The 25,159-nt window shown below is 74.3% G+C and carries 21 protein-coding genes; 11 read left to right on the top strand and 10 right to left on the bottom strand.

Annotated elements, in window-relative coordinates:
• Window positions 1–6: 6 nt before the first annotated feature.
• The gene (locus BLU42_RS03890) at window positions 7–1,020 is read left to right on the top strand and encodes a carbohydrate ABC transporter permease (protein ID WP_157719757.1); all 1,014 of its coding nucleotides are present in this window, start codon (window positions 7–9) and stop codon (window positions 1,018–1,020) included.
• Complete coding sequence (locus BLU42_RS03885; RefSeq protein ID WP_231918426.1) at window positions 1,017–1,865, top strand: carbohydrate ABC transporter permease; 849 nt, start codon at window positions 1,017–1,019, stop codon at window positions 1,863–1,865. Before BLU42_RS03890 ends, BLU42_RS03885 begins: the two co-directional genes overlap by 4 nt.
• A gap of 90 nt (window positions 1,866–1,955) precedes the next feature.
• Here the strand turns inward: BLU42_RS03885 and BLU42_RS03880 are convergent, their stop codons facing one another.
• Together BLU42_RS03880 and lepA are read right to left on the bottom strand one after the other, a co-directional pair.
• Window positions 1,956–2,714 (bottom strand): DUF1345 domain-containing protein, encoded by a 759-nt coding sequence (locus tag BLU42_RS03880; RefSeq protein WP_091073340.1) that lies wholly within the window; start codon window positions 2,712–2,714, stop codon window positions 1,956–1,958.
• Window positions 2,715–2,721: 7 nt separating this feature from the next.
• On the bottom strand, window positions 2,722–4,572 hold the full coding sequence (gene lepA / locus BLU42_RS03875) for a translation elongation factor 4 (protein WP_091079285.1): 1,851 nt from the start codon (window positions 4,570–4,572) through the stop codon (window positions 2,722–2,724).
• 159 nt (window positions 4,573–4,731) lie between these two features.
• Here lepA and rpsT point away from each other — a divergent pair, with 159 nt between their 5' ends.
• Complete coding sequence (gene rpsT, locus BLU42_RS03870; protein WP_091073339.1) at window positions 4,732–4,995, top strand: 30S ribosomal protein S20; 264 nt, start codon at window positions 4,732–4,734, stop codon at window positions 4,993–4,995.
• 114 nt (window positions 4,996–5,109) lie between these two features.
• Here the strand turns inward: rpsT and holA are convergent, their stop codons facing one another.
• Window positions 5,110–6,135, bottom strand: a complete 1,026-nt coding sequence (holA, locus tag BLU42_RS03865) for a DNA polymerase III subunit delta (RefSeq protein WP_091079281.1) — start codon at window positions 6,133–6,135, stop codon at window positions 5,110–5,112.
• A 114-nt stretch (window positions 6,136–6,249) separates the two neighbouring features.
• Here holA and BLU42_RS03860 point away from each other — a divergent pair, with 114 nt between their 5' ends.
• Complete coding sequence (locus BLU42_RS03860) at window positions 6,250–7,005, top strand: hypothetical protein (protein WP_091073338.1); 756 nt, start codon at window positions 6,250–6,252, stop codon at window positions 7,003–7,005.
• A complete protein-coding gene (locus BLU42_RS03855) occupies window positions 7,002–8,447 on the top strand; it encodes a hypothetical protein (RefSeq protein WP_091073337.1) in 1,446 nt (481 codons plus the stop codon). Before BLU42_RS03860 ends, BLU42_RS03855 begins: the two co-directional genes overlap by 4 nt.
• A gap of 35 nt (window positions 8,448–8,482) precedes the next feature.
• Here the strand turns inward: BLU42_RS03855 and BLU42_RS03850 are convergent, their stop codons facing one another.
• Together BLU42_RS03850 and BLU42_RS20815 are read right to left on the bottom strand one after the other, a co-directional pair.
• Window positions 8,483–10,834 carry a ComEC/Rec2 family competence protein gene (locus BLU42_RS03850; RefSeq protein ID WP_091073336.1) on the bottom strand — a complete coding sequence of 784 codons (2,352 nt, stop codon included), beginning with the start codon at window positions 10,832–10,834 and terminating at the stop codon, window positions 8,483–8,485.
• Entirely contained in the window at window positions 10,831–11,796 is a 966-nt protein-coding gene (locus tag BLU42_RS20815; protein ID WP_091073335.1) for a helix-hairpin-helix domain-containing protein, read from the bottom strand. The genes BLU42_RS03850 and BLU42_RS20815 overlap by 4 nt, the downstream gene beginning before the upstream one ends.
• 259 nt (window positions 11,797–12,055) lie before the next feature.
• Here BLU42_RS20815 and BLU42_RS03840 point away from each other — a divergent pair, with 259 nt between their 5' ends.
• Together BLU42_RS03840 and BLU42_RS03835 are read left to right on the top strand one after the other, a co-directional pair.
• Window positions 12,056–13,012: a GNAT family N-acetyltransferase gene (locus BLU42_RS03840; RefSeq protein WP_231918425.1), complete on the top strand. Its 957-nt coding sequence runs from the start codon at window positions 12,056–12,058 to the stop codon at window positions 13,010–13,012.
• Window positions 13,009–14,022: an endonuclease/exonuclease/phosphatase family protein gene (locus tag BLU42_RS03835; RefSeq protein WP_091073333.1), complete on the top strand. Its 1,014-nt coding sequence runs from the start codon at window positions 13,009–13,011 to the stop codon at window positions 14,020–14,022. The genes BLU42_RS03840 and BLU42_RS03835 overlap by 4 nt, the downstream gene beginning before the upstream one ends.
• Window positions 14,023–14,062: 40 nt before the next feature.
• Here BLU42_RS03835 and BLU42_RS03830 read toward each other — a convergent pair whose 3' ends face one another.
• The 5 genes from BLU42_RS03830 to galE form a co-directional block, all read right to left on the bottom strand.
• The gene (locus BLU42_RS03830) at window positions 14,063–14,665 is read right to left on the bottom strand and encodes a matrixin family metalloprotease (protein ID WP_091073332.1); all 603 of its coding nucleotides are present in this window, start codon (window positions 14,663–14,665) and stop codon (window positions 14,063–14,065) included.
• A 214-nt stretch (window positions 14,666–14,879) separates the two neighbouring features.
• Window positions 14,880–17,423: a leucine--tRNA ligase gene (gene leuS, locus BLU42_RS03825; RefSeq protein ID WP_197680606.1), complete on the bottom strand. Its 2,544-nt coding sequence runs from the start codon at window positions 17,421–17,423 to the stop codon at window positions 14,880–14,882.
• A 304-nt stretch (window positions 17,424–17,727) separates the two neighbouring features.
• The gene (locus BLU42_RS03820; RefSeq protein ID WP_091073330.1) at window positions 17,728–18,324 is read right to left on the bottom strand and encodes a hypothetical protein; all 597 of its coding nucleotides are present in this window, start codon (window positions 18,322–18,324) and stop codon (window positions 17,728–17,730) included.
• A 37-nt stretch (window positions 18,325–18,361) separates the two neighbouring features.
• Window positions 18,362–18,721, bottom strand: a complete 360-nt coding sequence (locus BLU42_RS03815; RefSeq protein ID WP_197680605.1) for a PRC-barrel domain-containing protein — start codon at window positions 18,719–18,721, stop codon at window positions 18,362–18,364.
• A gap of 68 nt (window positions 18,722–18,789) precedes the next feature.
• Entirely contained in the window at window positions 18,790–19,770 is a 981-nt protein-coding gene (galE, locus tag BLU42_RS03810) for a UDP-glucose 4-epimerase GalE (protein ID WP_091073329.1), read from the bottom strand.
• Between the two features lie 242 nt (window positions 19,771–20,012).
• Between galE and BLU42_RS03805 the strand changes: the two genes are divergently transcribed.
• From BLU42_RS03805 to BLU42_RS03790, 4 genes are read left to right on the top strand one after another with little or no spacing between them, the layout of a single operon-like run.
• Complete coding sequence (locus BLU42_RS03805; RefSeq protein ID WP_172825745.1) at window positions 20,013–21,392, top strand: ammonium transporter; 1,380 nt, start codon at window positions 20,013–20,015, stop codon at window positions 21,390–21,392.
• Window positions 21,389–21,727 (top strand): P-II family nitrogen regulator, encoded by a 339-nt coding sequence (locus BLU42_RS03800; protein ID WP_091073327.1) that lies wholly within the window; start codon window positions 21,389–21,391, stop codon window positions 21,725–21,727. The genes BLU42_RS03805 and BLU42_RS03800 overlap by 4 nt, the downstream gene beginning before the upstream one ends.
• Window positions 21,728–21,732: 5 nt before the next feature.
• Window positions 21,733–24,153 carry a [protein-PII] uridylyltransferase gene (locus BLU42_RS03795; protein WP_091073326.1) on the top strand — a complete coding sequence of 807 codons (2,421 nt, stop codon included), beginning with the start codon at window positions 21,733–21,735 and terminating at the stop codon, window positions 24,151–24,153.
• Between the two features lie 5 nt (window positions 24,154–24,158).
• Window positions 24,159–25,154, top strand: coding sequence for a glycosyltransferase (locus tag BLU42_RS03790; protein ID WP_091073325.1), 996 nt, complete (start codon window positions 24,159–24,161; stop codon window positions 25,152–25,154).
• Window positions 25,155–25,159 lie beyond the last annotated feature (5 nt).

Here is a 25,159-nt window from a genome sequence, read left to right as displayed (position 1 = left end):
GCTCCCGTGAGCACGGCGGCGACGCTCCGCCCCGGCGCACGCCGACGCTCCGACCGGCTGTGGTTCTGGGTCTTCACCGGACCGTTCGTGGTCGGGCTGCTGGTGTTCGTCTACGTCCCGGTGCTGTGGAGCGTCTACCTGTCGTTCTTCGACGCGCGCAACACGGTGACGCCGACCTCGTTCGTCGGGCTCGGCAACTACGCCTACCTGCTCACCAGCCGCGAGTTCCTGCTCAGCATGGCGACCTTCGTCGGCTTCGCCGTGCTCATCGTGCCGACGACGTTCGCGCTCTCGCTGGGCCTGGCGCTGCTCGTCGCCCCGGCCCGGGTCGCGCAGGCGTTCTTCCGCTCGGCCTTCTTCCTGCCGACCGCCTGCTCGTACGTCGTCGCGGCCCTGGTCTGGCGGCTGTCGATCTTCAACGGGGCGCGGTTCGGGCTGGTCAACTCGGCTCTGCGCGCGCTCGGGCTCGAGCCCGTCGGCTGGCTCAGCGGGGAGCACTACCTCTACTGGGTCGTGCTCGTGACGCTGCGGCTGTGGTTGCAGGCCGGCTTCTACATGGTGCTGTTCCTCGCCGGGCTCCAGCGCATCCCGACCGACACCTACGAGGCCGCCGCGCTCGACGGCGCCACCGGCTGGCGCGTCGTCCGCTGGATCACGCTGCCGCAACTGCGGGCGACCTCCGTCGCCGTGCTGCTGCTGCTCACCGTCGGCGCGTTCCAGGCCTTCGACGAGTTCTACAACACCCTCACCCAGGTCGGGACCTACCCGCCTTACGCCCGTCCGCCGCTGGTCTACCTCTACCTGGTCTCGCTCGGCCAGGGCACCCAGGACCTCGGCCTCGGCAGCGCCGGCACGGTGATCCTGACCGTCGTCGTCGCGGTGCTCGGCATCGGTCAGCTGCGGGCGCTGCGCGAGCGGGGCGACGGTGCGAGAACGCGTCGGCGGAAGACGCCCCCTGAGCCCTTCGACAGGCTCAGCACAGGCTCTGTCGAAGGGCCTCGGAGAGGTCGGCGCTCGTGAGCACCCTGGTGACGCGCGGTCCCCGCCGCCGCGGGCGCGACGCCGCCCGGTACGTGCTGCTCTCCGCCCTCGCGCTGGTCTTCCTGCTGCCCTTCTACGTGATCCTGCGCAACGCGCTCGCCACGCCGGCCGAGCTCGCGTCGGCCTCGTGGGTGTGGTGGCCCGCAGACCCCTCGCTGGACAACCTGCGTCGCCTCTTCGCCGACCAGAACGTCCGCTTCGCCCGCAGCCTGCTCAACTCCGCGGTGGTCTCGGTGCTCCAGACGGTGCTGACCGTGGCGATCTCGGCCATGGCCGGCTACGGCCTGGCGCGAGTTCCCTCGCGGGCCAGCCGCCTCGTCCTCGGACTGACCGTGCTCACGCTGATGGTGCCGACGACGGTGACCTTCGTGCCGACGTTCGTCATGGTGTCGAGCCTCGGCTGGATCTCGAGCCTGCGCGGGCTCGTGGTGCCGGTGCTGTTCTCGGCCTTCGCCACCTTCCTGTTCCGTCAGTTCTTCTCCGGCTTCCCGGTCGAGCTCGAGGAGGCCGCGGCGATCGACGGCGCCGGGCGCTGGCGCACGTTCACCCGCGTCGTGCTGCCGAACGCGTGGGGCATCTGCGCCGCCGTCGGCACCATCACGTTCCTCAACGCCTGGAACTCGTTCCTCTGGCCGCTGCTCATCGGTCAGGACCCGGCCTACCGCACCGTCCAGGTCGCGCTGAGCGCGTACACGTCCTCGCAGCGCGTCGACACCGCCCAGGTCTTCACGGGCTCGGCGGTCGCGATCCTGCCGGTGCTGGTCGTCTTCGTCGTGCTGCAGCGCCAGCTGGTGCAGGGCGTTGAACGTTCCGGGATCGACTGAGCGAGTCTTCTGTCGTCGCTCCGCTCCGACGCGGCCCGCGCTCTGGTCCGACGCCTTCGTCGTCGCGGGCGAGGGCCGGGCTCAGAAGGGTCAGGACACCAGGCCGATGACGAGGTTGAGCACCGTCGCCGTGATGGCGGTGGCGAAGAAGTACGACAGCAGGCAGTGGCCGAGCACCAGGCGCCGGACGGCGGGGTGCGAGACCGAGGTGTCGGAGACCTGGAAGGTCATCCCCAGGTTGAAGGCGAAGTAGACGAAATCGGCGTACGCGGGCCAGTAGCCCAGTGCGTTGAAGTCGATGCCGCCGGCGACGCGCACCTCCTCCTCAGTCCCCGGCTCGGTGAGCACCAGGGCCGGGAGGCCGTGCTCCGGCGGGCCGTAGAAGAGGCGTGCGTAGTGCGGCACGTAGAGCGTGTGCAGCAGGAACCAGGACAGCACCACGGCCACGACCGCGAGGACGGCGTCGACGTCGGCGTCCCTGCTCTTGTCCAGCACCAGCAGCGTCACGACGGCGGCCAGGTTGCCCAGGATCACCAGCGTCGCCGCGACCTGCCGCAACCCCGAGCGCGGGTCCTCCCGCTGGGCGTGGGCCCGGGTGCCCTGCCCCTTGAAGCGGCGCAGCGCGAGGTAGGTCCACACCACGTACGTCCCGGCCACCGACATCAGGCCGGCGAGGACGGCGTAGCGGAGCAGCCCGGCCAGGACGAGCCCGACCGCGACGACCAGGCCGACGCCGGCGCAGACGAGCAGCCGGCGGCTGCCCGAGCTCGAGGGCCGGGCGAGCAGCGCCTGGATGTGGCGCCGCCGGGCCTCGGCCTCCTCGACGCCGCCGTCCGTCGCGGCGCTCACCGGCGGCTCACTTCTTGGGCGCGGCCTCCGTCGTCGCGAGCGCGGCGACGAACGCCTCCTGGGGGACCTCGACGCGGCCGACCATCTTCATCCGCTTCTTGCCCTCCTTCTGCTTCTCCAGCAGCTTGCGCTTGCGGGTGATGTCACCGCCGTAGCACTTGGCGAGGACGTCCTTCCGGATCGCGCTGATCGTCTCGCGCGCGATGACCCGGGCGCCGATGGCCGCCTGGATCGGCACCTCGAACTGCTGGCGCGGGATGAGCTGCTTGAGCTTGCCCGCCATCATCAGCCCGTACGCGTACGCCTTGTCCTTGTGCACGATCGCGGAGAAGGCGTCGACCGGCTCGCCCTGCAGCAGCACGTCGACCTTGACCAGATCGGACTCCTGCTCGCCGTCCAGCTCGTAGTCGAGGCTCGCGTAGCCCTTGGTCCGCGACTTCAGCGCGTCGAAGAAGTCGAAGATGATCTCCGCCATGGGCAGCGTGTAGCGGATCTCCACGCGGTCGGCCGAGAGGTACTCCATGCCGTGCTGCACCCCGCGGCGCGTCTGGCACAGCTCGAGGATCGTGCCGATGAAGTCGACCGGGGTGAGGATCGTCGCCTTGACCACGGGCTCGTAGACCTCGGCGATCTTGCCGCCCGTCGGGTACTCCGACGGGTTGGTCACCGTCAGCTCGGTGCCGTTCTCGAGCACGACGCGGTAGACGACGCTCGGTGCCGTGGAGATCAGGTCGAGGTTGAACTCGCGCTCGAGCCGCTCGCGCACGATCTCCATGTGGAGCAGGCCGAGGAAGCCGATCCGGAAGCCGAAGCCGAGCGCGCCGGAGGTCTCCGGCTCGTACGTCAGCGCCGCGTCGTTGAGCTGGAGCTTGTCCAGCGCCTCGCGCAGCTCGGGGTAGTCGGAGGCGTCGATCGGGTAGAGCCCGGCGTAGACCATCGGGTTGGGGTTCTTGTAGCCGCCGAGGTCCTGGGTCGCGGGGCGCGAGGTCTGCGTGACCGTGTCGCCGACGCGCGACTGCCGGACGTCCTTGACCCCGGTGATCAGGTAGCCCACCTCGCCGACGCCGAGCGAGGGCGACTTGACCGGCTCCGGGGAGATGACCCCGACCTCGAGGGCCTCGTGGGTCGACCGGGTCGACATCATCTGGACCTGCTCACGCTGGTTCAGCTCGCCGTCGACCACGCGGACGTAGGTCACGACGCCGCGGTAGGTGTCGTAGACGGAGTCGAAGATCAGCGCGCGGGCCGGCGCGTCCGGGTCGCCGACCGGGGCCGGGACCTGGGCGACGATGGCGTCGAGCAGGGCGTCGACGCCCGTCCCGGTCTTGGCCGAGACCCGCAGCACGTCGCCGGGGTCGCAGCCGATGATCCCGGCGAGCTCGGCGGCGTACTTGTCGGGCTGCGCGCTCGGCAGGTCGATCTTGTTCAGCACCGGGATGATGTGCAGGTCCGCCTCGAGGGCGAGGTAGAGGTTCGCGAGGGTCTGCGCCTCGATGCCCTGCGCCGCGTCGACGAGCAGCACGGCCCCCTCGCACGCGGCGAGCGAGCGCGAGACCTCGTAGGTGAAGTCCACGTGGCCCGGGGTGTCGATCATGTTGAGGATGTGCGGGGCGTCCGCGTCCGAGGCGGTCGAGGGCCGCCAGGGCAGCCGCACGGCCTGGGACTTGATGGTGATGCCGCGCTCGCGCTCGATGTCCATGCGGTCGAGGTATTGGGCGCGGGCGGAGCGTGCGTCGACGACCCCCGTGATCCCGAGCATCCGGTCGGCCAGCGTCGACTTGCCGTGGTCGATGTGCGCGATGATGCAGAAGTTGCGGATCAGCGAGGGATCGGTGCGGCCGGGAGTCGGGGCAGGGATCACCACGGAATCATTCCACGCCTGGCCCAGCACCCCCGCCGCTCGCGAGGTTGGGCCCCACGGGGACACGCTGGTAGTCTGTCAGATCGTGCCTGCGAGCCAGGCGCTCAGACTTCTGCCAGCAGACCGCTCCGCACACCCGCAAGGATCAGACGCCCCGTGGCCAACATCAAGTCCCAGATCAAGCGCATCAAGACGAACGAGAAGGCGCGCCAGAAGAACAAGGCCGTCAAGTCGGCCCTGCGCACCCACGTCCGCCGCTTTCGCGAGGCCGCCGAGGCCGGCGACGTCGAGAAGGCGACCCTGGCCGCTCGCGCCGCCAACCGCGCGCTCGACAAGGCCGCCTCGAAGGGCGTCATCCACGCCAACCAGGCCGCGAACCGCAAGTCGGCCATCGCGAGCCAGGCGGCCAGCCTGGTCTGAGCGCGCCCGCGCTCCTTACGCTCCACCGTCGTCCCGGTCACCCCATGGGTGGCCGGGACGTCGTGCGTCCGGACCTCGCGCCGAGCGCTTCGGCCTCGGCACGCGTCCGGGCGTTCAGCTCCGGCGGGCCGCCGCCACCGCGAGCAGGGCGCGCTCCAGGGAGAACGCCGCGTCCTCGGCCGCACCCTTGACGTCGGCGTCGGCGGTCGCCACGGCGCGCAGGGCGACCGCGAGCCCCCGGGAGTCCCAGCCGCGGGCCTGCGCCCGGAGGGTCTTGAGCTTCCACGGCGGGACGCCGACCTCGCGGGCCAGGTCCACGTCGCGCTGCCCGGGCGGGGCCCCCAGGAGCTTGCCGAGCCCACGGATCCCGGAGGCGAGCGCGCTCGTCACCAGGACCGGCGGCACCCCGGTCGTCAGCGCCCAGCGCAGCTGCTCCATCGCCGCACCCGTGTTGCCGGCCAGCACGGAGTCGGTGACCGCGAAGCTCGTGACGTCGGCCCGGCCGCCGAAGTAGCGCCGCACGTCCTCCGCGCGCACGTGCCCCTCGGTGTCGGAGACGAGCTGCGAGGCCCCGGCGGCGAGCGCCCGGAGGTCGGCGCCGACCGCGTCGACGAGCGCCTGCGCGGCCCCGGCGTCGGCCGTCCCGCCCGCGTGCCGGATCTCGGCGGCCACGAACTGCGGCAGCTCCCAGGTCTTGACCGGCGGGCAGTCGACGACGACCACGTCGAGGGCCTTGAGCTTGTCGAGGACGCCCTTGCCCTTCTGCCCGCCGCCGTGGACGAGCACCAGGGCGACGTCGGGCAGCGCGGCGCTGACGACGTCGAGCAGGTCGGGCGCGACGTCGGGCGAGAGGTTCGCGAGGTCGGTGACCACCACGGCCTTGCGGGTGGCGAACAGCGACGACCCGCTGAGCTCGGTCAGCCGGGACCCGTCGAGCGAGGCGGCCTCGGTGCTGCTGACCTCGACCTCGGGCGACTCCTTGCGGGCGCGGGCCAGGAGGTCGGCGACGGCGCGGTCGGCCAGCAGCCCCTCGGGCCCTGCGACGAGGGTCGTGCGGCCGAACGGCGACCCCGTGGACCGCGCCCCGGCCCGGGGAGCAGATCTCGACCCAGCTCTCGACGCGGCCACGGGCGACAGCATGCCAGGACCCACCGACACGCCCACCGCCCTCGGACGCCAGGACCGGGCGCGTGCCGTCGGGCCGGTGTATACCTGGCTCGCCGGAGGTCGGGTCCGTCCGACGAGGGGGTCGTCGTGGTCGCGCCGCTGCTGGAGGTCCTGCTCCTGCGGGTCCTGCGCCGACGCGCGGACGCGGAGGCCGCCTCCGGAGCCGTCCCGGCCCTCCCCACCCGGCTCGTCAGCGCGGCCCACCGCGTCGACACGGTGGGCTACGTCGCGGAGCGCACCTCGGTGCTGCTGCAGCGCGAGGGCGCACCCGTCGAGGTGCTGTCTGCCGGCAGCCTGGTGCTGCCGCCGCTGCTCCCCCGTACCCGCGCCTCGTACGCGGTCCTCACCCACGAGCCGGTCGACGTCCGCCTGCGCCTGGGCCCCTTCGACACCCTCGACGCCCGGACGGTGCACCAGGTCGAGCTGCTCCTCGGGGTCGCCCTCGTGGACGCACCCTCGGCGCTGCACGACCTCGTGGACACCGACGCGCGCCTGCGCGACGCGGCCGGCGACGGAGGACCGCCACGCCCGGGAGCACCCGGGGGACCCGACACGCTCGACGGTCTCGGCGAGCGGCTGCTGGACCGGCTCGCCCGGGAGCTGTCGGCCCGCACGACCGACGCCGTGCGGCGGCGCACCCTGGCCGACCTCACCGACCTGAGCCTCGGCGTCGTCCTCGACGAGTCGCTGCCGCACGTCCTGCTCGGCGGCGCCCTCGGACGCACGGCGCTCGAGGTCGTCGACGTCGACTGGCCGACCGAGGGCCACGGCCGACCGGCCGTGCCCGCAGCCCTGCCGGGCGGCGCCCTGACCCTGCCGGTCCGGCCGGCCGCGACGCCGTGACCCTCACCCACGCGTACGCGAGCAAGCGCGAGGTCGAGCCCGTCCTCGGGTCCCCGTGGCCAGGACATGAGCTCGCGCAGGTCCGACGCACGGTCCGGCTCGCCGCCACGGTCCCGCTGGCGCTGCTGCTCGGCGTCCAGTGGCTCGTCGTCGTCGGTCGCGGCGTGCCCGAGACCGGGGCGCTCCCCGCCCACGACTGGTGGCTGCAGCAGCTCGGACCCCTGTCGCTGCTCGACCGGCCGCTCGGCGCGGGGCTCCTGCTCGTCTGCAGCGCCGCCCTGACGCTCCTGGTCCGGCGCGGCCAGCACCTCGGCCGCGTCTGGCTCCTGCTGCCCGCCCTGGTCGGCTCGCTCGTCGCCCTGGGCTCGCTGCTGCTCCAGCTGGTGGCCGGCCCCGGCGCGACCGCCCTCGCCGTCATCGGGCTGCTGGTGTGGCTCACCTCGACCGCGTGGGCAGTCTCGCACGCGCTGGTCGCCGGACTGGCGCCGCGCCGGCCCGTCACCAGCCGCACGGGGTCCGTCCTCGTGGTCGCCTGGGTGCTGCTGCTGCCCGGGCCGCTCGCCGTCGGGCGCTGGCTCCTCGCGCCAGACCTGCGCCGCGAGGCGCAGGCGCTCGCCGCCAACACCGAGGGGTTGAGGTTCGCTGCCCTGCTCACCTCCGCCTCGGTGCGGCTCTGGCTCTTCGGCGCCCTCCTCGGCGTGCTCGTCTGGCTCGTCGTCCAGTGCTGGCCACGGGGCGCCCGCCGCCGGTGGCGCTGGTACGCCGCCCTCGCGCTCTGCGTCGTCGCGGTGCTCGAGCTCTGGTGGACGGCCCAGACGGTGGCGGCTCAGCGGGTCACCGAGCTGCGCTACGGCAGCCCGGTCGAGGAGCTTCACTTCACCTGCGCCACCTGGGTCTACCCGCCCGCCGCCGACGCGCCGTCCGCCACCCCGACGCAGACGGTCGCGGTCAGCGGCTCCGGCTGCGACACCGTGGCGACCTTCTCGGGCTACCACCAGGTCGGGACCAGCGAGACCGGCGTCTCCGTGTCGCCGGTCGCGCTCCGCCGCCCCGGGCCAACCGGGTCCTCCGACGACGACGAGGGCACGGTCGGGTCCACGCTCCCCCGCCTCCCGACGGGCTTGTCCGGCTCCCTCGGCCCGGCCGGCGAGCCCCGCCCGCTCGTGGGCGCCCGCTACGGCGACGTCGTCGTGCTCGCCGGCACCAACCGCTTCGACCGCACGGCCGACCAGGTCGTCGCGGTGCCGCTGCGCGGCGGCCCCGCCCTGTGGCGCTTCGTCTGCGGGGACAAGCGGGAGGTGCGCGCGCGTTTCGCCGGCGGGCAGCCCGACCCGGCCTCGGCTGCCACGACCCCCGGTGAACCCGGCGACGTCGTCGTGCTGACGTGCGGCAGCCGGCGGCTCCGGCTCGACCCCGTCACCGGGCTCACGGCCGCGCGCTGAGGACCGCACCACCGACCCGACCTCCGCTGGACCGCTCACCGTTCGGTCGCCACGAGCAGGCGCCCGTCCTTCGCCTCGAGCGCGACGCTGCCGTGCTCGTTGGTGGCGAGGACCTGCATCCCGAGCCCACGCAGGCGTGCGACCGTGCTCGGCGCCGGGTGGCCGTAGTCGTTGTCGACCCCGGCGCTGGCGACCGCGACCCGGGCGTGGGTCGCGGCGAGGAACGCCTGGTCCTGCCGTGACGACCCGTGGTGGGGCACCTTGAGCACGTCCGCGTGCAGGTCGGCCCCCGCGGCGACGATGGCCTCCTGGCCCGCCGGTTCCACGTCCCCGGTGAGCAGGACGCGCACGCCGCCCACGGTCGCCATGACCACCAGGCTGGCGTCGTTCTCCCGGCCCGACTCGTCCTCGGCGGCCACGTCCGCGGCCGGTCCGGCCAGCGGCCCGAGGACCTGCCACGCCACCTCGCCGACGCTGCCGCCGGCGCCCACGGCCGGGGTGACCACCGGCACCCCGAGGCGGGCGGCCTCCGCTCGCACCCGGGTCGCCTCCCCGCTCGGCGACGCGAGCGGCGAGACCCAGACCTGCCCGACGGGACGGGTCCCGAGGACGCCGTCGAGCCCGCCGGTGTGGTCGTCGTGGAAGTGCGTCAGCACCAGCAGCGGCACCCGCCGCACGCCCAGCTCAGCCAGGCAGCGCTGCAGGACGGCCGGGTCGGGGCCGGTGTCGACGACGACCGCGTCGTGCGGGCCCGCCCGCAGGACGAGGCCGTCGCCCTGACCCACGTCGCAGGCCACGAGCGCCCAGCCCGGCGGCGGCCAGCCCGGCCGGCGCGGCGGGAGGACGAGGGCCACGACCATCAGCAGCGCGAGCGCGACCACCAAGCGGCGCCGCACGAGCACGAACGGCATGACCAGCCCGGCCGCCAGCGCAGCGGCACCCAGCCAGCCGAGCGCGAAGGGCGAGGCCGGCCAGTCACGGGCCGACCCGGGCAGCGCGGCGCCCGCGTGCGCCACCCAGAGGACCGGCTGCGCCGACCACGCGGCCCCGAACCCCAGCACCGCGGCCAGGTGAGCGCTGAGCAGCGAGGCGGCGGCCGCCGCGAACCCCAGCACCGTCGCCGGGCCGACGAACGGGCCGGCCACCGCGTTTGCCAGCAGCCCGGACACGCTGACGCGGCCGCTGATCGCCGCGACCACGGGCAGCGTGGCCAGGTGCGCGGCGAGCGGCACGGCCACCGACTCGGCGACGAGGCGCGGCAGCCACCGCCCGAGCAGCGAGCTCCACGGTCGCGCCCACCAGACGATGCCCCCGCTGGCCAGCACCGACAGCGCGAAGCCGACCGACCGGGCGAGGTAGGGGTCGAGCAGCAGCAGGCCGGTCGCGGCGACGGCGAGGTGGCGCATCCCGGCCGCGCGCCCGCCGGCGCCCAGCGCCGCGAGCGCGACCAGGCCCATCGCCGCCGCCCGCAGGACGCTCGGCTCGGTGCGGCACAGCCCGACGAAGACGACGACCGTGGCCAGGCCCAGGACGCGCAGCACCCGCCCGCGCACCCCGACCCAGCGCGCCAGCACCAGGCAGAAGGCGAGCAGGAGCGTCAGGTTGGCCCCGGACACCGCGGTGAGGTGCGAGAGCCCGGTGGTGCGGAAGTCGTCCACCACCTCGGGGGTGAGCGCCGACGTGTCGCCCAGGACGAGCGCCGGGACGAGCGCGCGCGGCTCGGGCGCCCGGTGGGCGACCGAGGTGCGCAGACCCTGGCGCACCCGTTCGACCAGCCGCAGCGAGGCGGGCGGCGCGCGGACGACCGTCGCGTCTCCTCGCACGCGCAGGACCGCGCCGTACGGGTCGCCGGGGTCGGCGCGCTCCAGCCGCGCCTCCGCCCGCAGCCGGGTGCCGACGGGCCAGCGGCTCCAGCCGTCCACGGCCGCGCCGCTGACCACCAGGAGCACGGGCGTGCGGACCCGCCAGGCCCGTCCTCGGCCGTCCACCGCGACCGCGAGGCCGGGGAGGCTCGCGTAGGCCGGGCGCACGCCCTGCGCCGGGTGCACCCGGGCGTCGCCGCGGACCTCGACGACGACCGTGGCCACGGCCCGCTCGTCGGCCAGCCCGGCGAGCGGGCCGGAGGCGAGGACCTCCGCCCGGACGGCCCCCGTCCCGCCCGTCACGGCGAGCGCGGCGGCCACCGCGACCAGCAGCACCGAGCCACGACGCCACGCCACCAGGGCCACCAGCGCCGCGACGGCGAGCACCGCGCCCCACACGAGCGCCGAGCCCGACGTCCCGAGCCCGGCCCCGGCCCACGCTCCGGCGGCCACCGCGACCATGCGCAGGTCGTGCACGCTGCGCGCGACGCCCGCGTCCGGGGTCGCGTCCACGACCGCGGTCACACCCGCAGGTGCGGGGCGAGCCGCGCGTACGTCTTCGGACCGATCCCGTCGACCTCCTGCAGCTCCTCCACGCGGGAGAAGCGGCCGTGCTGCTCGCGCCAGTCGAGGATCTTCTGCGCGGTCACGGGTCCGACGCCGGGCAGCGCGTCGAGCTCGGTGACGCTCGCCCGGTTGAGGTCCACCACCGAGCCGGTGCCGGCCCCCGAGGACCCGGACGAGCCGGACGAGCCCGACGAGCCGCCGGAGCTCCCTGAGCCCGAACCCCCCGAGCCCGACCCACCCGGACCGGCACCGGCGACCCGCACCTCCCCCGCCGGGTGCTTCGTCGTGCCGACGACGACCTGCACGCCGTCCTCCAGCGGCTGGGCGAGGTTGAGCTCGTCGGGGTCGGCGTCGCGACGCAGGCCCCCGGCGGCCTCGATGGCGTCCTCCACCCGGGCGCCCGGCTCGAGGCGCACGAGGCCGGGGCTCCGCACGGCGCCCAGGACGTGCACCACGGGACCGGCGGCGCTCGCCTCCCCCTGGCCGGCGGGCCCCGGACCCGCCGAGCCCGCACCGGGTGCCGGAGACGGTGGCAGGACGGAGGGTGCGCTGGTCGGACCGGCGCTCTGCACCACGCTCGGCGCCGCGACCGCCTCCGGCCGGGCCTGGAGCCAGGACCAGCCGCCCCACACGACCCCGACCACGAGGACCGCGGCGACGACCGCCAGGTGCCACGGCGTGAACCGCCGGGCCGGCTCCAGGTCCTCGGGTCCGACCGGGCGGCCGGGCTCCGACGACCCGGCACCGTCGTCCTGCACCCCCGGCACCCCCGCGGCCCGAGGAACACGGTCGGTCGCGTCGTCGTCGAGCACCCCGGCCGCCCGTCGCGGCCCGACGTCCCCACCTCCGAGGAGACGCGCCAGCCGCGCCCGGGCGAGGGCGGCGGTCTCGGGGTCGGGCGGAGGGTGTCGTCGGGCCACACCGGTCTTGTACGGACGTGCGCACCCGCCGTGCCGCCCGCACGGGCGGCTGTGGACGGCGCACCGCCTCCCCGACCAGCCCTGTGGACGACCGGCCCGCGGCCCGTCCGCACCTGAACCTCGTCGCCGACCTGATCCCTGTGCTGCGCCCGTGCAGGTCCGGACGCTTCGTCCGCAGGGCGTCAGAAGCCACGCAGCGGGGGCGTCGACCGTTACAGTCCGGCTGAACGGTCGGTGTCGGGAAGGTGTCGCATCAGTGGTGGGTCCGAGGCGCGTCTGGCGTGCTGCACCCGCGACGCTGACCGCCGTCGTCGCGCTGGCCGTGCTCGCCGCCGCCGCGGTCGCGGGACTCGCGTACCTGATCTACCGGCGCGAAGGGTCCCCGTGGATCCCCGGCGCGCTGGGGCTCCTCGCGCTGCTCGCCCTCCTCTACGCCTGGCGCTTCGGGCTGCACCCGCGGCTGGTCGCCGACGACGACGGGGTGCACGTGCGCAACCCGTTCTCGTCGCGCTCCTTCGACTGGCACGACATCACGCTCGTGGCGCCCGGGGAGAACGGCCTCGTGGTCGGCTCCGAGGACGGCGTGGCCGAGGCGTGGTGCGTGCAGAAGTCGAACTTCTCGCTGCGCCGGGGCCGCTTCACCCGGGCCGACGCGGTCGCCCACGAGCTGATCGACGAGCTGGAGCTGCGCCACCCGCCCCTGGAGGACGCCGAGACCGGGCTGCGGATCCGCCGAGCCCGCCCCGACGAGTCCCGGCTGCTGACCCGGATCGAGCGGGCGGCGGGCGAGGAGCACCTGGAGCACCTCTTCCCGCCGGAGGAGCACCCCTACCCGGTCGGTGAGGTCACGAGCCGCTGGCGGCGTCTCCTGCACGACCCGTCGGCGCGGGTCTTCGTCCTCGAGCGCGAGGAGGACGCGCTCGGCTACGTCGCCTTCTCCTCCTCCGGCGAGGTGCTGCACCTCGGGATCGCGCCCCACCGGACGCGCCGGGGCTACGGCTCGGCACTCCTCGAGTTCGCCGTTCGTGAGATGTACGACGGCGGCGAGCCCGAGGCCACGCTGTGGGTGCTGGAGGGGAACGCGGGGGCGCGGGCCTTCTTCCGCAGCCACGGCTGGGCCGAGACCGACGAGCGCCGGCCGTGCCGCTACCAGCCGAACCCGCAGGAGATCCGCATGACTAAGCAGCTGCGCCGCCGGGCACGCCGGGCCGCGTGAGGGCCGGGACCGCCGAACGCCCGGCCTGGGACAGCACGCCCACCCGCCCTCGCCGGCGACGCGCGACGCTCGTGGCGGCGCTGCTGCTGCTCGTGCCCGCCGTGGGCACGACGCTGCTCCGCGTCGGCGCGCCGACCGACGACCTGGGCGCGCTGCTGGCGTCCTTCGTCCCGTACGGCCTGCCGCTCTACCTGCTCGCCCTGCTGCTGCTGGTCGTCGCGCTGGTCCTGAGCCGGCGGCGCGCACCCGTCGCCCTCCTGACGGTCCTCGTCGCAGCGCTGACGGCGCTGCACGTCAGCTGGGTGGCCCCGTTCTTCGTGCCGGACGACCGGCCGGTCGTCGGCCCGTCGTTCACGGTGCTCGCCCAGAACGTCTACCTCGGCCGGGCCGACACCGAACGCCTCGGCGAGGTCGCCTCCGGCGCCGACGTGGTGGTCCTCAGCGAGACCGACCGCGGCTTCCTCGAGCGGCTCCAGACGCCGGGGTGGGACGCACGCTTCCCGTACGCGGTCGGCGCCCTCGGCGGCCCGCCCAGCGACACGACGATCTTCTCCCGCTACCCGCTGACCGACGCCGAACCGCTCCCCGGCTCGCTCGCGACGCAGTGGGTGATGACGGTCGACGTGCCCGGGCGCTCCCCGCTCCGCCTGCTCGGCGTCCACCCGTGCAACCCGTACTGCGCGGGCGGTGCCTTCGCCGGCGACCACGCCGCGCTGGAGACCGCGGTGCGCGACAACCTCTCGATGCCGCTCGTGGTCGCCGGGGACCTGAACGCGATCGACGACCACGCCCCGCTGCAGCGGCTGCGCGCCGACGGCATGCGCAGCGCCGCGGACCTCGTGGGGGCCGGGTGGGTGCCGACCTGGCCGGCGGACCGGGCCTTCCCGCCGCTGCTGCCGATCGACCACGTCCTCGTCGACGACCGGCTCACCGCGACGTCGCTGGAGACGGTGCGGATGCCCGGCAGCGACCACCTCGGCCTGCTGGCGACCCTGGCCGGGACCTCCTGAGGCCCACGGGCGCGCCCGCGCAGAGCCCGAGGCGCACCGCTCAGTAGCGCGCCTTCAGCGCGCGCAGGTCCCCGGCGTCCGGCTTCGTCCGGCCGTGGGCGACGGCGTTCATGATGCTCGAGGTGCGCTTGACGTGGGGCAGCCCGACACCGTGGCCGAGCTCGTGCTCGGCGATGTTCAGCCGGTCGGCGTACGAGGCGTGCTTGGCCCAGCGGTCGTTGAGCTGGACGGTGGCCGTGCTCAGCTTGTTGGTGCTCTTGACGAAGGTCCAGTCGGTGGTGCCGGCGAGCGTCCCGCCGCCGAGGTCCTTGGACGACACCCGGATGCACTGCACGGGGGCGCCGTCCGCGCCCGGCGCAGGGCAGCGCGCGACCAGGACCAGGCGCAGGGACGAGCCCTTGCTCAGGGCCTTCGTGGCCGCCGCCACGGGCCACCGGGAGGACGCGTCGTCCTGCACGTAGACGACGTCCTGGGCCCACCCGAGGGCCGGGCCCACGTTCTGCGTCGAGCTCGCCGTCGTGCCGGCCGTCGGTGCAGCCTCCGCCGCGGTGCCGCGGCCGGAGACCGTGGCGGTGAGCACCAGGGCCACGAGGACGAGGACCACGCGCAGGGCGAGGACGGGGACGGGGCGGGCGGCGGACATCGGGGTCTCCTGGGGGTCACGGCCCCGGGCGGGGCTTCCTCAGAAGATTGACGCTTCAACCATTGGACACCGTTGTCAACGGCTCTACACCAGCGCAGGGATGGTTGAGCCTTCAACATTGGGCGGATCCTGAGGTTCGTCCTGACCCCGACGCACACGTCGACCGGCCCGGTCCTCCCCGAGGTGGGAGGGACCGAGCCGGTCTTGATCGGGGCTACCGCCCCGGGACGATGCTCACGAGCTTGGGCGCCCGCACGATGACCTTGGCCACCTCGCGCCCGGCCAGGGCGCGGACGACGCCCTCGTCGGCCAGCGCGGCCGCGCGCAGATCGTCCTCGCTCACGTCGGGCGAGACCTCCAGGCGCCCGCGCACCTTGCCCTGCACCTGCAGCACGCAGGTGACGGTCTCGGCGACCAGCAGCGAGGCGTCGGCCTCAGGCCAGCTCGCGTCGGCGACCGAGGGCGTGTGGCCGAGGCGCTCCCACATCTCCTCGGCCGCGTACGGCGCGACCAGGCTCAGCGCGACCGTGACGACCTCGGCGGCCTCGCGGACGGCGGCGTCGCCTGCTCCCGGTCCGGCGTCGATCGCGCGCCGGGTGGCGTTCACGAGCTCCATGACGCGGGCGACGGCCACGTTGAAGCGCTGCGTCTCGACGGCGTTCGTCACCTCCGACAGCAGCCGGTGCGTCTCGCGGCGCAGCGCGCCGTCACCCGTGCGGGGGTCGGTGCCCGGGGCGCTCGTCACGTCCACCGCGAGGCGGTAGGCCCGCTGCAGGAACTTCAGCGAACCCGCCGGCGACACGTCGGCCCAGTCGATGTCCTCCTCCGGGGGCCCGGCGAAGACGACGGTCAGGCGGATCGCGTCGACCCCGAACTGGTCGATCTGCGCGCCCAGGTCGACGCCGTTGCCGAGCGACTTGCTCATCGCCCGGCCCTGGTTGATCACCTGGCCCTGGTTGAGCAGGCGTCGCATCGGCTCGACGAAGTCCACCAGGCCCATGTCGAAGAGCACCTTGGTGAAGAAACGCATGTAGAGCAGGTGCAGGATCGCGTGCTCGACGCCGCCGACGTACTGCGCGACCGGCATCCAGCGACGCACGTCGTCGGGGTCGAAGGGCGCGTCGGTGGCGCCGGGGCTGCAGTAGCGGAAGAAGTACCACGACGAGTCGACGAAGGTGTCCATCGTGTCGGTGTCGCGCTTGGCCGGGCCGTCGCACTGCGGGCAGGAGACGTTGACCCAGTCGGTCGCGCTCGCCAGCGGCGAGGTGCCCTTCGGGGCCAGCGCAGCGCCGGTCAGGTAGGGCAGCTCCACGGGCAGCTGGTCGTCGGGCACCGCGACCTCGCCGCAGGCCGGGCAGTGGATGACCGGGATCGGCGCGCCCCAGTAGCGCTGGCGGCTCAGCAGCCAGTCGCGCAGGCGGAAGGTGACCGCCGACTCCCCCACCCCGTCGTCCTGCAGCTGCGCGACGATCCGCTCCACGCCGGCCGCCTTGTCGGCCAGGCCGTCCAGCGGGCCCGACGACACGTACGCGCCGTCGCCGGGGGTGGCGACACCGGTCTCGGAGGGGTCGGGCAGGCCGGTCTCGACGACGACGCGCACGGGCAGGTCGTGCGCGCGGGCGAAGTCGAGGTCGCGCTGGTCGTGCGCGGGCACGGCCATGACCGCACCCGTGCCGTACTCGGCCAGCACGTAGTCGGCCGCGTACACGGGGATCTGCTCGCCGTTGACCGGGTTGGTCGCGTGCACGCCCAGGAAGACACCGGTCTTGGGCCGGTCGGTCGACTGGCGCTCGATCTCGGTGATCCGCTTGGTCTGCTCCAGGTAGGCCTCGAAGGCCGGGCGCTGCTCGTCGGTGACGACCTCGGCGGCCAGCGGGGCCTCGGGAGCGACGACGAAGAAGGTCGCGCCGAAGAGCGTGTCCGGACGCGTCGTGAAGACCCGCACCGGCTCCTCGCGGAGCGAACCGTCCCCCAGCGTCACCGCGAAGTCGACGTACGCGCCCTCGGAGCGCCCGATCCAGTTGCGCTGCATGGCCAGCACGCGGTCGGGCCAGCCGCCCTCGAGCTCGGCCATGTCGTCCAGCAGGCGCTGCGCGTACTCGGTGACGCGGAAGTACCACTGCGTCAGCTGGCGCTTGGTCACCGTGGTGCCGCAGCGCTCGCAGGCGCCCTGGACGACCTGCTCGTTGGCGAGCACGGTCTGGTCCTTGGGGCACCAGTTGACGAAGCTCGCCTTGCGGTAGGCCAGCCCGCGCTCGCGGAAGCGCAGGAACAACCACTGCGTCCAGCGGTAGTACTCCGGGTCGGAGGTGTGCAGGCGCCGCGACCAGTCCAGGCTCAGGCCGTAGCGGCGGAACGACGTCGCCTGGGTCTCGATGTTGGCGTACGTCCACTCGGCCGGGTGCGTGCCGCGCTGGATGGCCGCGTTCTCCGCAGGCAGGCCGAACGAGTCCCAGCCGATCGGGTGCAGGACCTCGTGGCCCTTGAGCCGCAGGTAGCGGGCCGGGATGTCGCCCATGACGAACGCCTCGGCGTGGCCCATGTGCAGGTCCCCGGAGGGGTACGGGAACATGTCGAGCACGTACGCGCGCGGCTTCGAGCCCTGCTCGTCCAGGGTGTCGCGGGCCGCGAACGTCGCCTCCGACTCCCAGTACGCCTGCCAGCGCTGCTGCGCGGCCACGGCGTCGTAGCGGTCGGGCTCCACGCGGTCGGCGTCGTGGGCGGCCTCGTGGACCGGCTCGGCCTCCGTCGTGCTCATGGTCGATCTCCTCGTCCTCTGCGGTCCGGGCATGAAAAAACCCCTCTGCCAGACGGCACGAGGGGCAGCCGCGCAGCGTGCGCCGCGCGGCTAGGTAAGCAGGAGCGTCCCGGACATGCCCGCAGTCTAGACCGCCCCGCGGCGCGGGCCGTCGAGGTTCAGGAATGCTTCCGACCTCGCCGAGGTGCACGGGGGACGCTCCCCGAGCCTGTCGAAGGGCCCTAGACGGGTCGGCCTTCCTCCGTGCTGCAAGAACGCCAACCTCTTCGAGGCCCTTCGACAGGCGCAGGGAGCGTTCTCGCACTCAGTCGCGGACGGGCGGGCGTACGCGGCGGTGGACGGCGACGAGGAGGCCGGCCACCAGCGAACCGCTCGTCCCGAGCGTCAGGTCGCCGAGGGTGTCGGGGTAGGCGTAGGCGTACGTGGGGAGGAAGCGCATGAAGGCGGCGTACTCCCCCAGCTCCCAGAGCACCGCCGCCGTCGCCCCGAAGCCGAGCCCGACCATGATCAGCGCGCCCGCACCGATCCGCCGGCCGGGCGCCCAGGCCGCGAGCACCCCGGCGGTCAGCAGCAGCCAGTGCCCGAAGTGGCTGACGTCGTCCCACCAGGTCACCGTGTCGAAGAAGTCCAACCGGTTGCCCAGCAGGTCCGACAGCCACGGCAGCGTCACGAGCAGGTCGGCGCCCCAGGGGAAGCGCCGTCCGGCCCAAGCCCGGCGTCCTTGCAGCCACCACCACATCGGCACCGCCAAGGCGCCCAGCGGGTAGATGACCAGCCGCAGCCCGGCACCCTTGGCCTTGAGGTTCGCGAGGTCGGGGTGGGCCAGCGCGACCAGCAGCAGCACGACCAGCGCGGCCTTGGCGAGCAGGTCGAGGCCGAGCAGGACCCTGCGCCCGGTCACCGCCGACCGCCCTCGACGGTCGGCCCGAGGAGCGGCGTCAGCGACGGCCCAGGCGGCGCTCGCCGGTGGCGCCGCGCTCGTAGGTGAGCCCGTAGTGGCTGTAGACCGTCGGCTCGAGCTCGGAGGTGAGCTCGCCGTCGGTGTCGATGGCGGGGGCGTCCTTGGCCGTCTTCTTGTCGGTGGTGACCCGGACCTGCTTGGGGCTGACCGTCGCCCCGGCGAGGGGCACGAAGACGAGCTTGGCGGGTACGCCGCGCTTGACGCTGGCGAAGGCCGGCTGGTCGGTGGAGGTGTCGAAGTAGACGCCCTCGAGCGACCCGATCTTGGAGCCGGTCGCGTCCACCACCGACAGGCCCTGCCAGTCCCGGATGTCGCCGACCTCGACCACGTTGCTCACGCTGTGCCTCCTCGCTGGCGCGCCGTCGTGGCGCGACCCGGGGCGAGCCTAGTGCGCGGGCCCCTGGCTCAGCCGGAGTGGCGCTGCTGCGCCGCCCACGCGCTGGCCACCATGTCGTGCAGCGAGTGCCGCATCTCCCAGCCCAGGTCGCGGGCGGCGAGCTCGCCGGAGGCGACGATGCGAGCCGGGTCGCCGGGCCGGCGCGGGGCGACCTCCGGGGTGAAGTCGATGCCCGTGACCTCGGCGGCGACGTCCATGATCTGGCGGACCGAGACGCCGTCGCCGCTGCCCAGGTTGTAGACGGGCTCCAGCGGGCGTCCCGACTCCAGCGCCTGCGCCGCCACCACATGGGAGTGCGCGAGGTCGGCGACGTGGACGTAGTCGCGCACGCAGGTCCCGTCGGGGGTATCGTAGTCGTCGCCGTTGATGCGCGGGGTGCCGCCGCGCTGCAGCATCTGCAGCACCAGCGGGAAGAGGTTGTGCGGGCTGGTGTCGTAGAGGTCCGGCGTCGCCGAGCCGACCACGTTGAAGTAGCGCAGCGACGTGTGGGCGAGGGTCCCCCCGGCGAGCTCGGCGGCCCGCGCCTGGTCGGCGATCAACCACTCCCCGACCAGCTTGCTCTGCCCGTACGGCGACTCCGGGTGCGTCGGCGTCTCCTCGGTGACGAGGTCGACGTCGGGGGTGCCGTACGTGGCCGCCGAGCTGGAGAAGACGATCCGGCCGACTCCCTCGGCGTCCATCTGCTCGAGCAGCGTGGCGGTTCCGGTCACGTTCTGCTGGTAGGTCAGCAGCGGCCTGCTCACCGAGACGCCGGCGTACTTGAAGCCGGCGAGGTGGACGACGCCGGAGACGGCGTGGTCGCGCAGCGTGTGCCGCACGAGGTCGCCGTCGAGGATCGTGCCGCGCACGAAGGGCACGTCGTCGGGCACGAAGCCGGCGTGGCCGCTGCTGAGGGAGTCGATCACGACGACCTCCTCGCCCGCCTCGCGGAACGCGCGCACCACGTGCGAGCCGATGTAGCCCGCTCCTCCGGTGACCAGCCAGGCCATGCCGCCGCCTCTCTCGAGCGGTCGCGGACCGGAGTCCGGCGCGACCTCACACGTGAAACGCGTCCGTCACGAACGCGTGAGAACTGTCATGCCGCCGTAACCGACGGCACCGCCGGTGCAACACGCGACCAGCAGAGTTCGAGTCGCAATCCTCCCCTGCCGCCACGACGGCGGTTCGGGCAGGTCCCCCGGCAGCAGTCCGTCCGTCTCCGTCCAGGTCCTCACTGCAGGAAGAAGCAAGCATGACTCCACTCGACGTGAACTCTGGCGACACCGCCTGGATCCTCACCTCAGCCGCCCTCGTGCTGCTGATGACGCCGGGCCTCGCGCTGTTCTACGGCGGCATGGTCCGGGCCAAGACCGTGCTGAACATGATGATGATGAGCTTCGGGGCGCTCGCCTCGATCTCCGTCGTCTGGGTCCTCTGGGGCTACTCGATGGCCTTCGGCGACGACGTCGGCGCCGGGCTGCTCGGCAACCCGGGCCAGTACTTCGGCCTCAAGGGCCTGATGGAGGACACCGGCGCCGGGCTGCCGACGATGGCCTTTGTCGGCTTCCAGGCCGTCTTCGCCATCATCACCGTCGCCCTGATCTCCGGCGCCATCGCCGACCGGGCCAAGTGGGGCACCTGGATGATCTTCACGGTCGTCTGGGCCACCATCGTCTACTTCCCCGTCGCGCACTGGGTCTTCGACTTCAGCGTGACCGAGGACGACGGCACCGTCTCCCACGTCGGCGGCTGGATCGCCAACAACCTCAAGGCGATCGACTTCGCCGGCGGCACCGCGGTCCACATCAACGCCGGTGTCGCGGGCCTCGCCCTCGCCATCGTGCTCGGCCGCCGCGCCGGCTGGAAGCGCGACCCGATGCGCCCGCACAACCTGACGCTGGTCATGCTCGGCGCCGGCCTGCTGTGGTTCGGCTGGTTCGGCTTCAACGCCGGCTCCGCCCTCACCGCGGGCAACTCCGCCTCGGTCGTCTGGGTCAACACGATGGTCGCCACCGGCGCCGCCGCGCTCGCCTGGCTCATCACCGAGCGCATCCGCGACGGCCACGCCACCTCGCTGGGCGCCGCCTCGGGCATCGTGGCCGGCCTGGTCGCGATCACCCCGTCCTGCTCCTCGGTGAGCCCGGTCGGCGCGATCCTGCTCGGCGCCATCGCCGGCGCGCTCTGCGCCCTGGCCGTCGGGCTGAAGTACAAGCTGAACGTCGACGACTCGCTCGACGTGGTCGGCGTCCACCTGGTCGGCGGCCTCTGGGGCACCATCGCCGTCGGCTTCTTCGCCACCTCCGCCGCCCCGGCCGGCGTCGACGGGCTCTTCTACGGAGGCGGGGTCGACCAGCTCTGGCGCCAGGTCGTCGGGGCGCTCGCCGTCCTGGTGTTCAGCTTCGTGCTGACCCTGATCATCGGCCTGGTCCTCGAGAAGACCGTCGGCTTCCGGGTCGCGGAGGACGTGGAGCTCGAGGGCGTCGACAGCGTCGAGCACGCCGAGAGCGCGTACGACCTCGGCAACCTCGCCGGCACGCTGCGCTCCACCGGTGCGCTGGGCTCCACGCTCGCCCACCGCACCGCCCCTGCTGACAAGATCGACACCGAGGCCGACAAGGAGGTCAACGCGTGAAGCTCGTGACCGCGATCATCAAGCCCCACATGCTCGACGAGGTGAAGAGCGCCCTGGAGTCCTTCGGGGTCGAGGGCATGACCGTCAGCGAGGCCAGCGGCTTCGGCCGTCAGCGGGGCCACACGGAGGTCTACCGGGGCGCGGAGTACACCGTCGACCTGGTGCCGAAGGTGCGCCTCGAGGTCCTCGTGTCCGACGACGACGCGACCGACATCGTCGACGTGCTCGTCAAGAGCGCCCGGACGGGTCGCATCGGCGACGGCAAGGTCTGGTCCGTCCCGGTCGACGACGTCGTCCGGGTCCGCACCGGCGAGCGCGGTGCCGACGCCCTCTGACGCCCGTGCCTGAGGACGAGCTCGACCTGAGGTCCGTCCTCACCGAACGACGGCTCGACGTCGCGGTCCGGTCCCCCTGGGAAGCCCAGGCGGGGCCGGGCCGCCGGCGTTCGATGACCGGTGTCGTCGAGCAGGGGCTCGCGGCGCTCTTCGCCTCGGTCGCGGCCCCGGCCTCCGGCGTCGCGCTGGCCTGCGTCGGCAGCCTCGCCCGCCGCGAGCTCGGCCCGCGCTCCGACCTCGACCTGGTACTGCTGCACGACGGTCGGCTCGCCCGCGCGGCGGGCGGCATCGACGCCCTCTCCGAGCGCCTGTGGTACCCGCTGTGGGACGCCCGGGTCAAGATGGACCACTCCGTCCGCACGCCCGCCGAGTGCGGTGCCGTCGCCGGGCGCGAGCTGAGCGCGGGCGTGGGTCTCCTCGACCTCCGGCTCGTCGCGGGCGACGCCGACCTGGTGAGCGGGGCCCGAACGGCGCTGCTCGGGGCCTGGCGCACCAACGCCCGCCGCCGGCTCCCCGAGCTGCTCGACGCCCTCGAGGACCGCTGGGCGAGCGCCGGCGACGCCGCCTTCCTGCTGGAGCCGGACCTCAAGGAGGCCCGGGGCGGGTTCCGGGACATGACGATGCTCCGCGCGCTCGCGGCCACCTGGCTCACCGACCGGCCGCACGCCGGGGTCGAGGCGCCGTACGGCCGCCTGCTCGACGTGCGCGACGCCCTGCACCTCGCCGCCGGCCGCCCGCTCGACCGGCTGCTGGCCGGCGAGGTCGACGCCGTCGCCCGCACCCTCGGCCACGACGACCCCGACGACCTGCGCCGCGAGGTCAGCCTCAACGCCCGCCGGGTGGCGCACGCCGTCGACCTGACCGTCCGCGCCGCCCGCCAGGCCGCCCCCGTGCGCCGGGTGCTCGGCTTCGGCCGGCGCGAGCGCGGACCCGAGTACCGCACCGTGGGCCACGGGCTGATCGTCTCCGGCGGGGCGGGCGTGCAGGAGGTCGGGCTGCTGCGGGCCGAGGCCGCCGACGACCCGCTGGTCGGCCTGCGCGCCGGCGCCCTCGCCGCCCGTGAGGGGCTCACCCTCGCCCCCGTGACCGCCGCGAACATCGGTGCGCGGGTGAGCCCGCTGCCCGACCCGTGGCCCGAGCCCGCGCGCGAGGCGCTCGTCGAAATGCTCGCGGCCGGCCCCGCCCTCCTACCCGTGTGGGAGGCGCTCGACCTGGCCGGCGCCATCACCTGCTGGCTGCCCGAGTGGGCGCCGATCCGGTCGCGCCCGCAGCACAACCCGCTTCACCGGCACACGGTCGACCGGCACTCGGTGCAGACCGTCGTCGAGGCCCACCGCCACCTCACCGAGGTCGAGCGGCCGGACCTGCTGCTGCTCGCCGCGCTGCTGCACGACATCGGCAAGCTGCCCGGGGCGGGTCCCGCCCACCCGGCCGTCGGCGCGCCGATCGCCCGGGCGGCGGCCGACCGGATCGGTCTCGCCCCGGCCGACGTGGACCTCGTCGAGCTGCTCGTCCGCGAGCACCTGACGCTCGCCGAGCTGGCGACCCGGCGCGACCACGCGGACCCGCGTACGCAGGACGCCCTGGTCACCGCCGTGGGCGGGCGCAGCGACGTGCTCGGGCTGCTGCGGGCCCTGACCGCCGCCGACGCCCGCGCGGCGGGCCCGGCCGCGTGGTCGCCGTGGCGCGCCTCCCTCATCAACGGACTCGCCGACCACGTCGAGGGGATGCTCGTCGACGGGCCGGCCGCGCGGCCCGACCTCGCCGCCCTGGTCGACGTCGGGCTGGCCCGCTCGGTCGCCCTCGACGAGCGCCCGCGGGTCCGGGTCGCCCCGCGCCCGGGCGGCGTCGAGCTGCTGGTGGCCGCGCCGGACCGCCTGGGGCTGTTCAGCGACACGGCCGGCCTGCTCGCTGCGGCCGGTGTGCAGGTCCGCGCCGCCGTCCTGCACACCGTCGACCTGCCCGGGGGCGCCGTCGCGGTGAACACCTGGCGCCTCGACGCGGAGCGCGTCGCCGACGTGCCCGACGCCGCCTTCCTCGTCCAGCAGCTCGAGCGCCTCGCCACCGGTGACCGGCGCGCGCTGGAGACCGTCCGCCGGCGCGAGTCCCGGGCCCGGCCCGAGCCCGCGCAGGTGCACGTCGAGGCGGTCGGCGACGCGAGCGAGTCGGCGTCGGTGCTCGAGGTCCGCACGGGCGACCGCCCTGGGCTGCTGTGGTCGCTGGGCGCCTCGCTCAGCGCGGCCGGCCTCTCGATCCGTTCCGCGCACGTGTCCACCCTGGCCGGGCAGGCGATCGACACCTTCTACGTCACCGAGCCCGGCGGCGCCCGTCCGGGACCGGGGCGCGACCGCGAGGCCCTCGACGCGCTCGTGCGGGCCGCCCGGGCGGAGCCGGTCGCCGACGCCGCGACCTCCGCGCCAGACTGAGGCGCGTGTCCGGCCGGGTCCTCTACGCCAGCTTCGCCACCCCGCACCTGAGCGGCGGGGTCGACGTCCACCTGCGCCACATCGCGCTCCTGCGGGCCGCCGGGGTCGAGGCGTCCCTGTGGCTGCCGGCGCCCGAGGTGCCCGCCTGGATGGGCGAGGTGCCCGTGGTGAGCGGCCCCACCCTCGAGGTCGGCGCCGACGACGTGGTGCTCTACCCCGAGGCGCCGGTGGTGCCCGGCGTCGACCCGGCCCCCGGGGCCCGCAAGGCCGTGTTCAACCAGAACCACTTCTACACCTACGCCACCTGGGACGCGCCCGCGTCGGCCTACCCGGGCTGGGACCCGGCGCCGTCGGTCTGGACGGTCTCCCGGGAGTCCGTGGCGGTGATCTCGGCCCTGCACCCCGACCTCGCGGTGCACCGGGTGCCGCCGCCGGTCGACCCCGACCTGTTCGGCCCCGCCGAGGTCCAGCGCGGGGTCGCCCTGCTGCCGAAGAAGCGGCCGCACGAGGGGCGCCTGCTCGAGCGCCTGCTCGAGGTCGACCCGCGCACCAGCGGGGAGCCCGTCCGGGTGATCGCCGACCTGACCCGCGCCGAGGTCGTCCGCACCCTCGCCGAGTCCCGGGTGTTCGTGTCGCTGTCCCACACCGACAGCTTCGGCCTGCCCGTCGTCGAGGCGATGCTGTCGGGCTGCCTGGTCGTCGGCTACGACGGCGGCGGCGGCGTCGAGCTGTTCGAGGCGCCCGGCGCGTGGCGGGTCCCCGAGCAGCGCCCGTTGCTCGTCGTCGACCAGGTCGCCGAGGTGCTCGCACGCGGCGACCCCGACGACCTCGGCGCGGCGAACCGGGCCTGGGCCCTCGAGCGCTACTCCCCCGCGGCCGTCGCGCCGGCCCTGGCCGATGCGCTCGCGGCCGTGCGCCGCACCCCCGGTGCCGCCACCACGGCGGTTCACCCGAGCCGCTGGCTCGACGCGATGCCGGTGGGGTTCACCAAGACCGGCTGAGGCGT

Source organism: Microlunatus sagamiharensis (assembly GCF_900105785.1).
GTDB classification, from domain to species: domain Bacteria; phylum Actinomycetota; class Actinomycetes; order Propionibacteriales; family Propionibacteriaceae; genus Microlunatus; species Microlunatus sagamiharensis.
This window is presented reverse-complemented; position numbering and strand designations above follow the sequence as displayed.

Bases quoted from the DNA above. Each gene is read 5' to 3' on its own strand.
- holA (WP_091079281.1), bottom strand. From the start codon at position 6,135: ATGCTGTCGCCCGTGGCCGCGTCGAGAGCTGGGTCGAGATCTGCTCCC.
- BLU42_RS03830 (WP_091073332.1), bottom strand. From the start codon at position 14,665: ATGTCCGCCGCCCGCCCCGTCCCCGTCCTCGCCCTGCGCGTGGTCCTC.
- leuS (WP_197680606.1), bottom strand. From the start codon at position 17,423: ATGAGCACGACGGAGGCCGAGCCGGTCCACGAGGCCGCCCACGACGCC.
- galE (WP_091073329.1), bottom strand. From the start codon at position 19,770: ATGGCCTGGCTGGTCACCGGAGGAGCGGGCTACATCGGCTCGCACGTG.
- BLU42_RS03805 (WP_172825745.1), top strand. From the start codon at position 20,013: ATGACTCCACTCGACGTGAACTCTGGCGACACCGCCTGGATCCTCACC.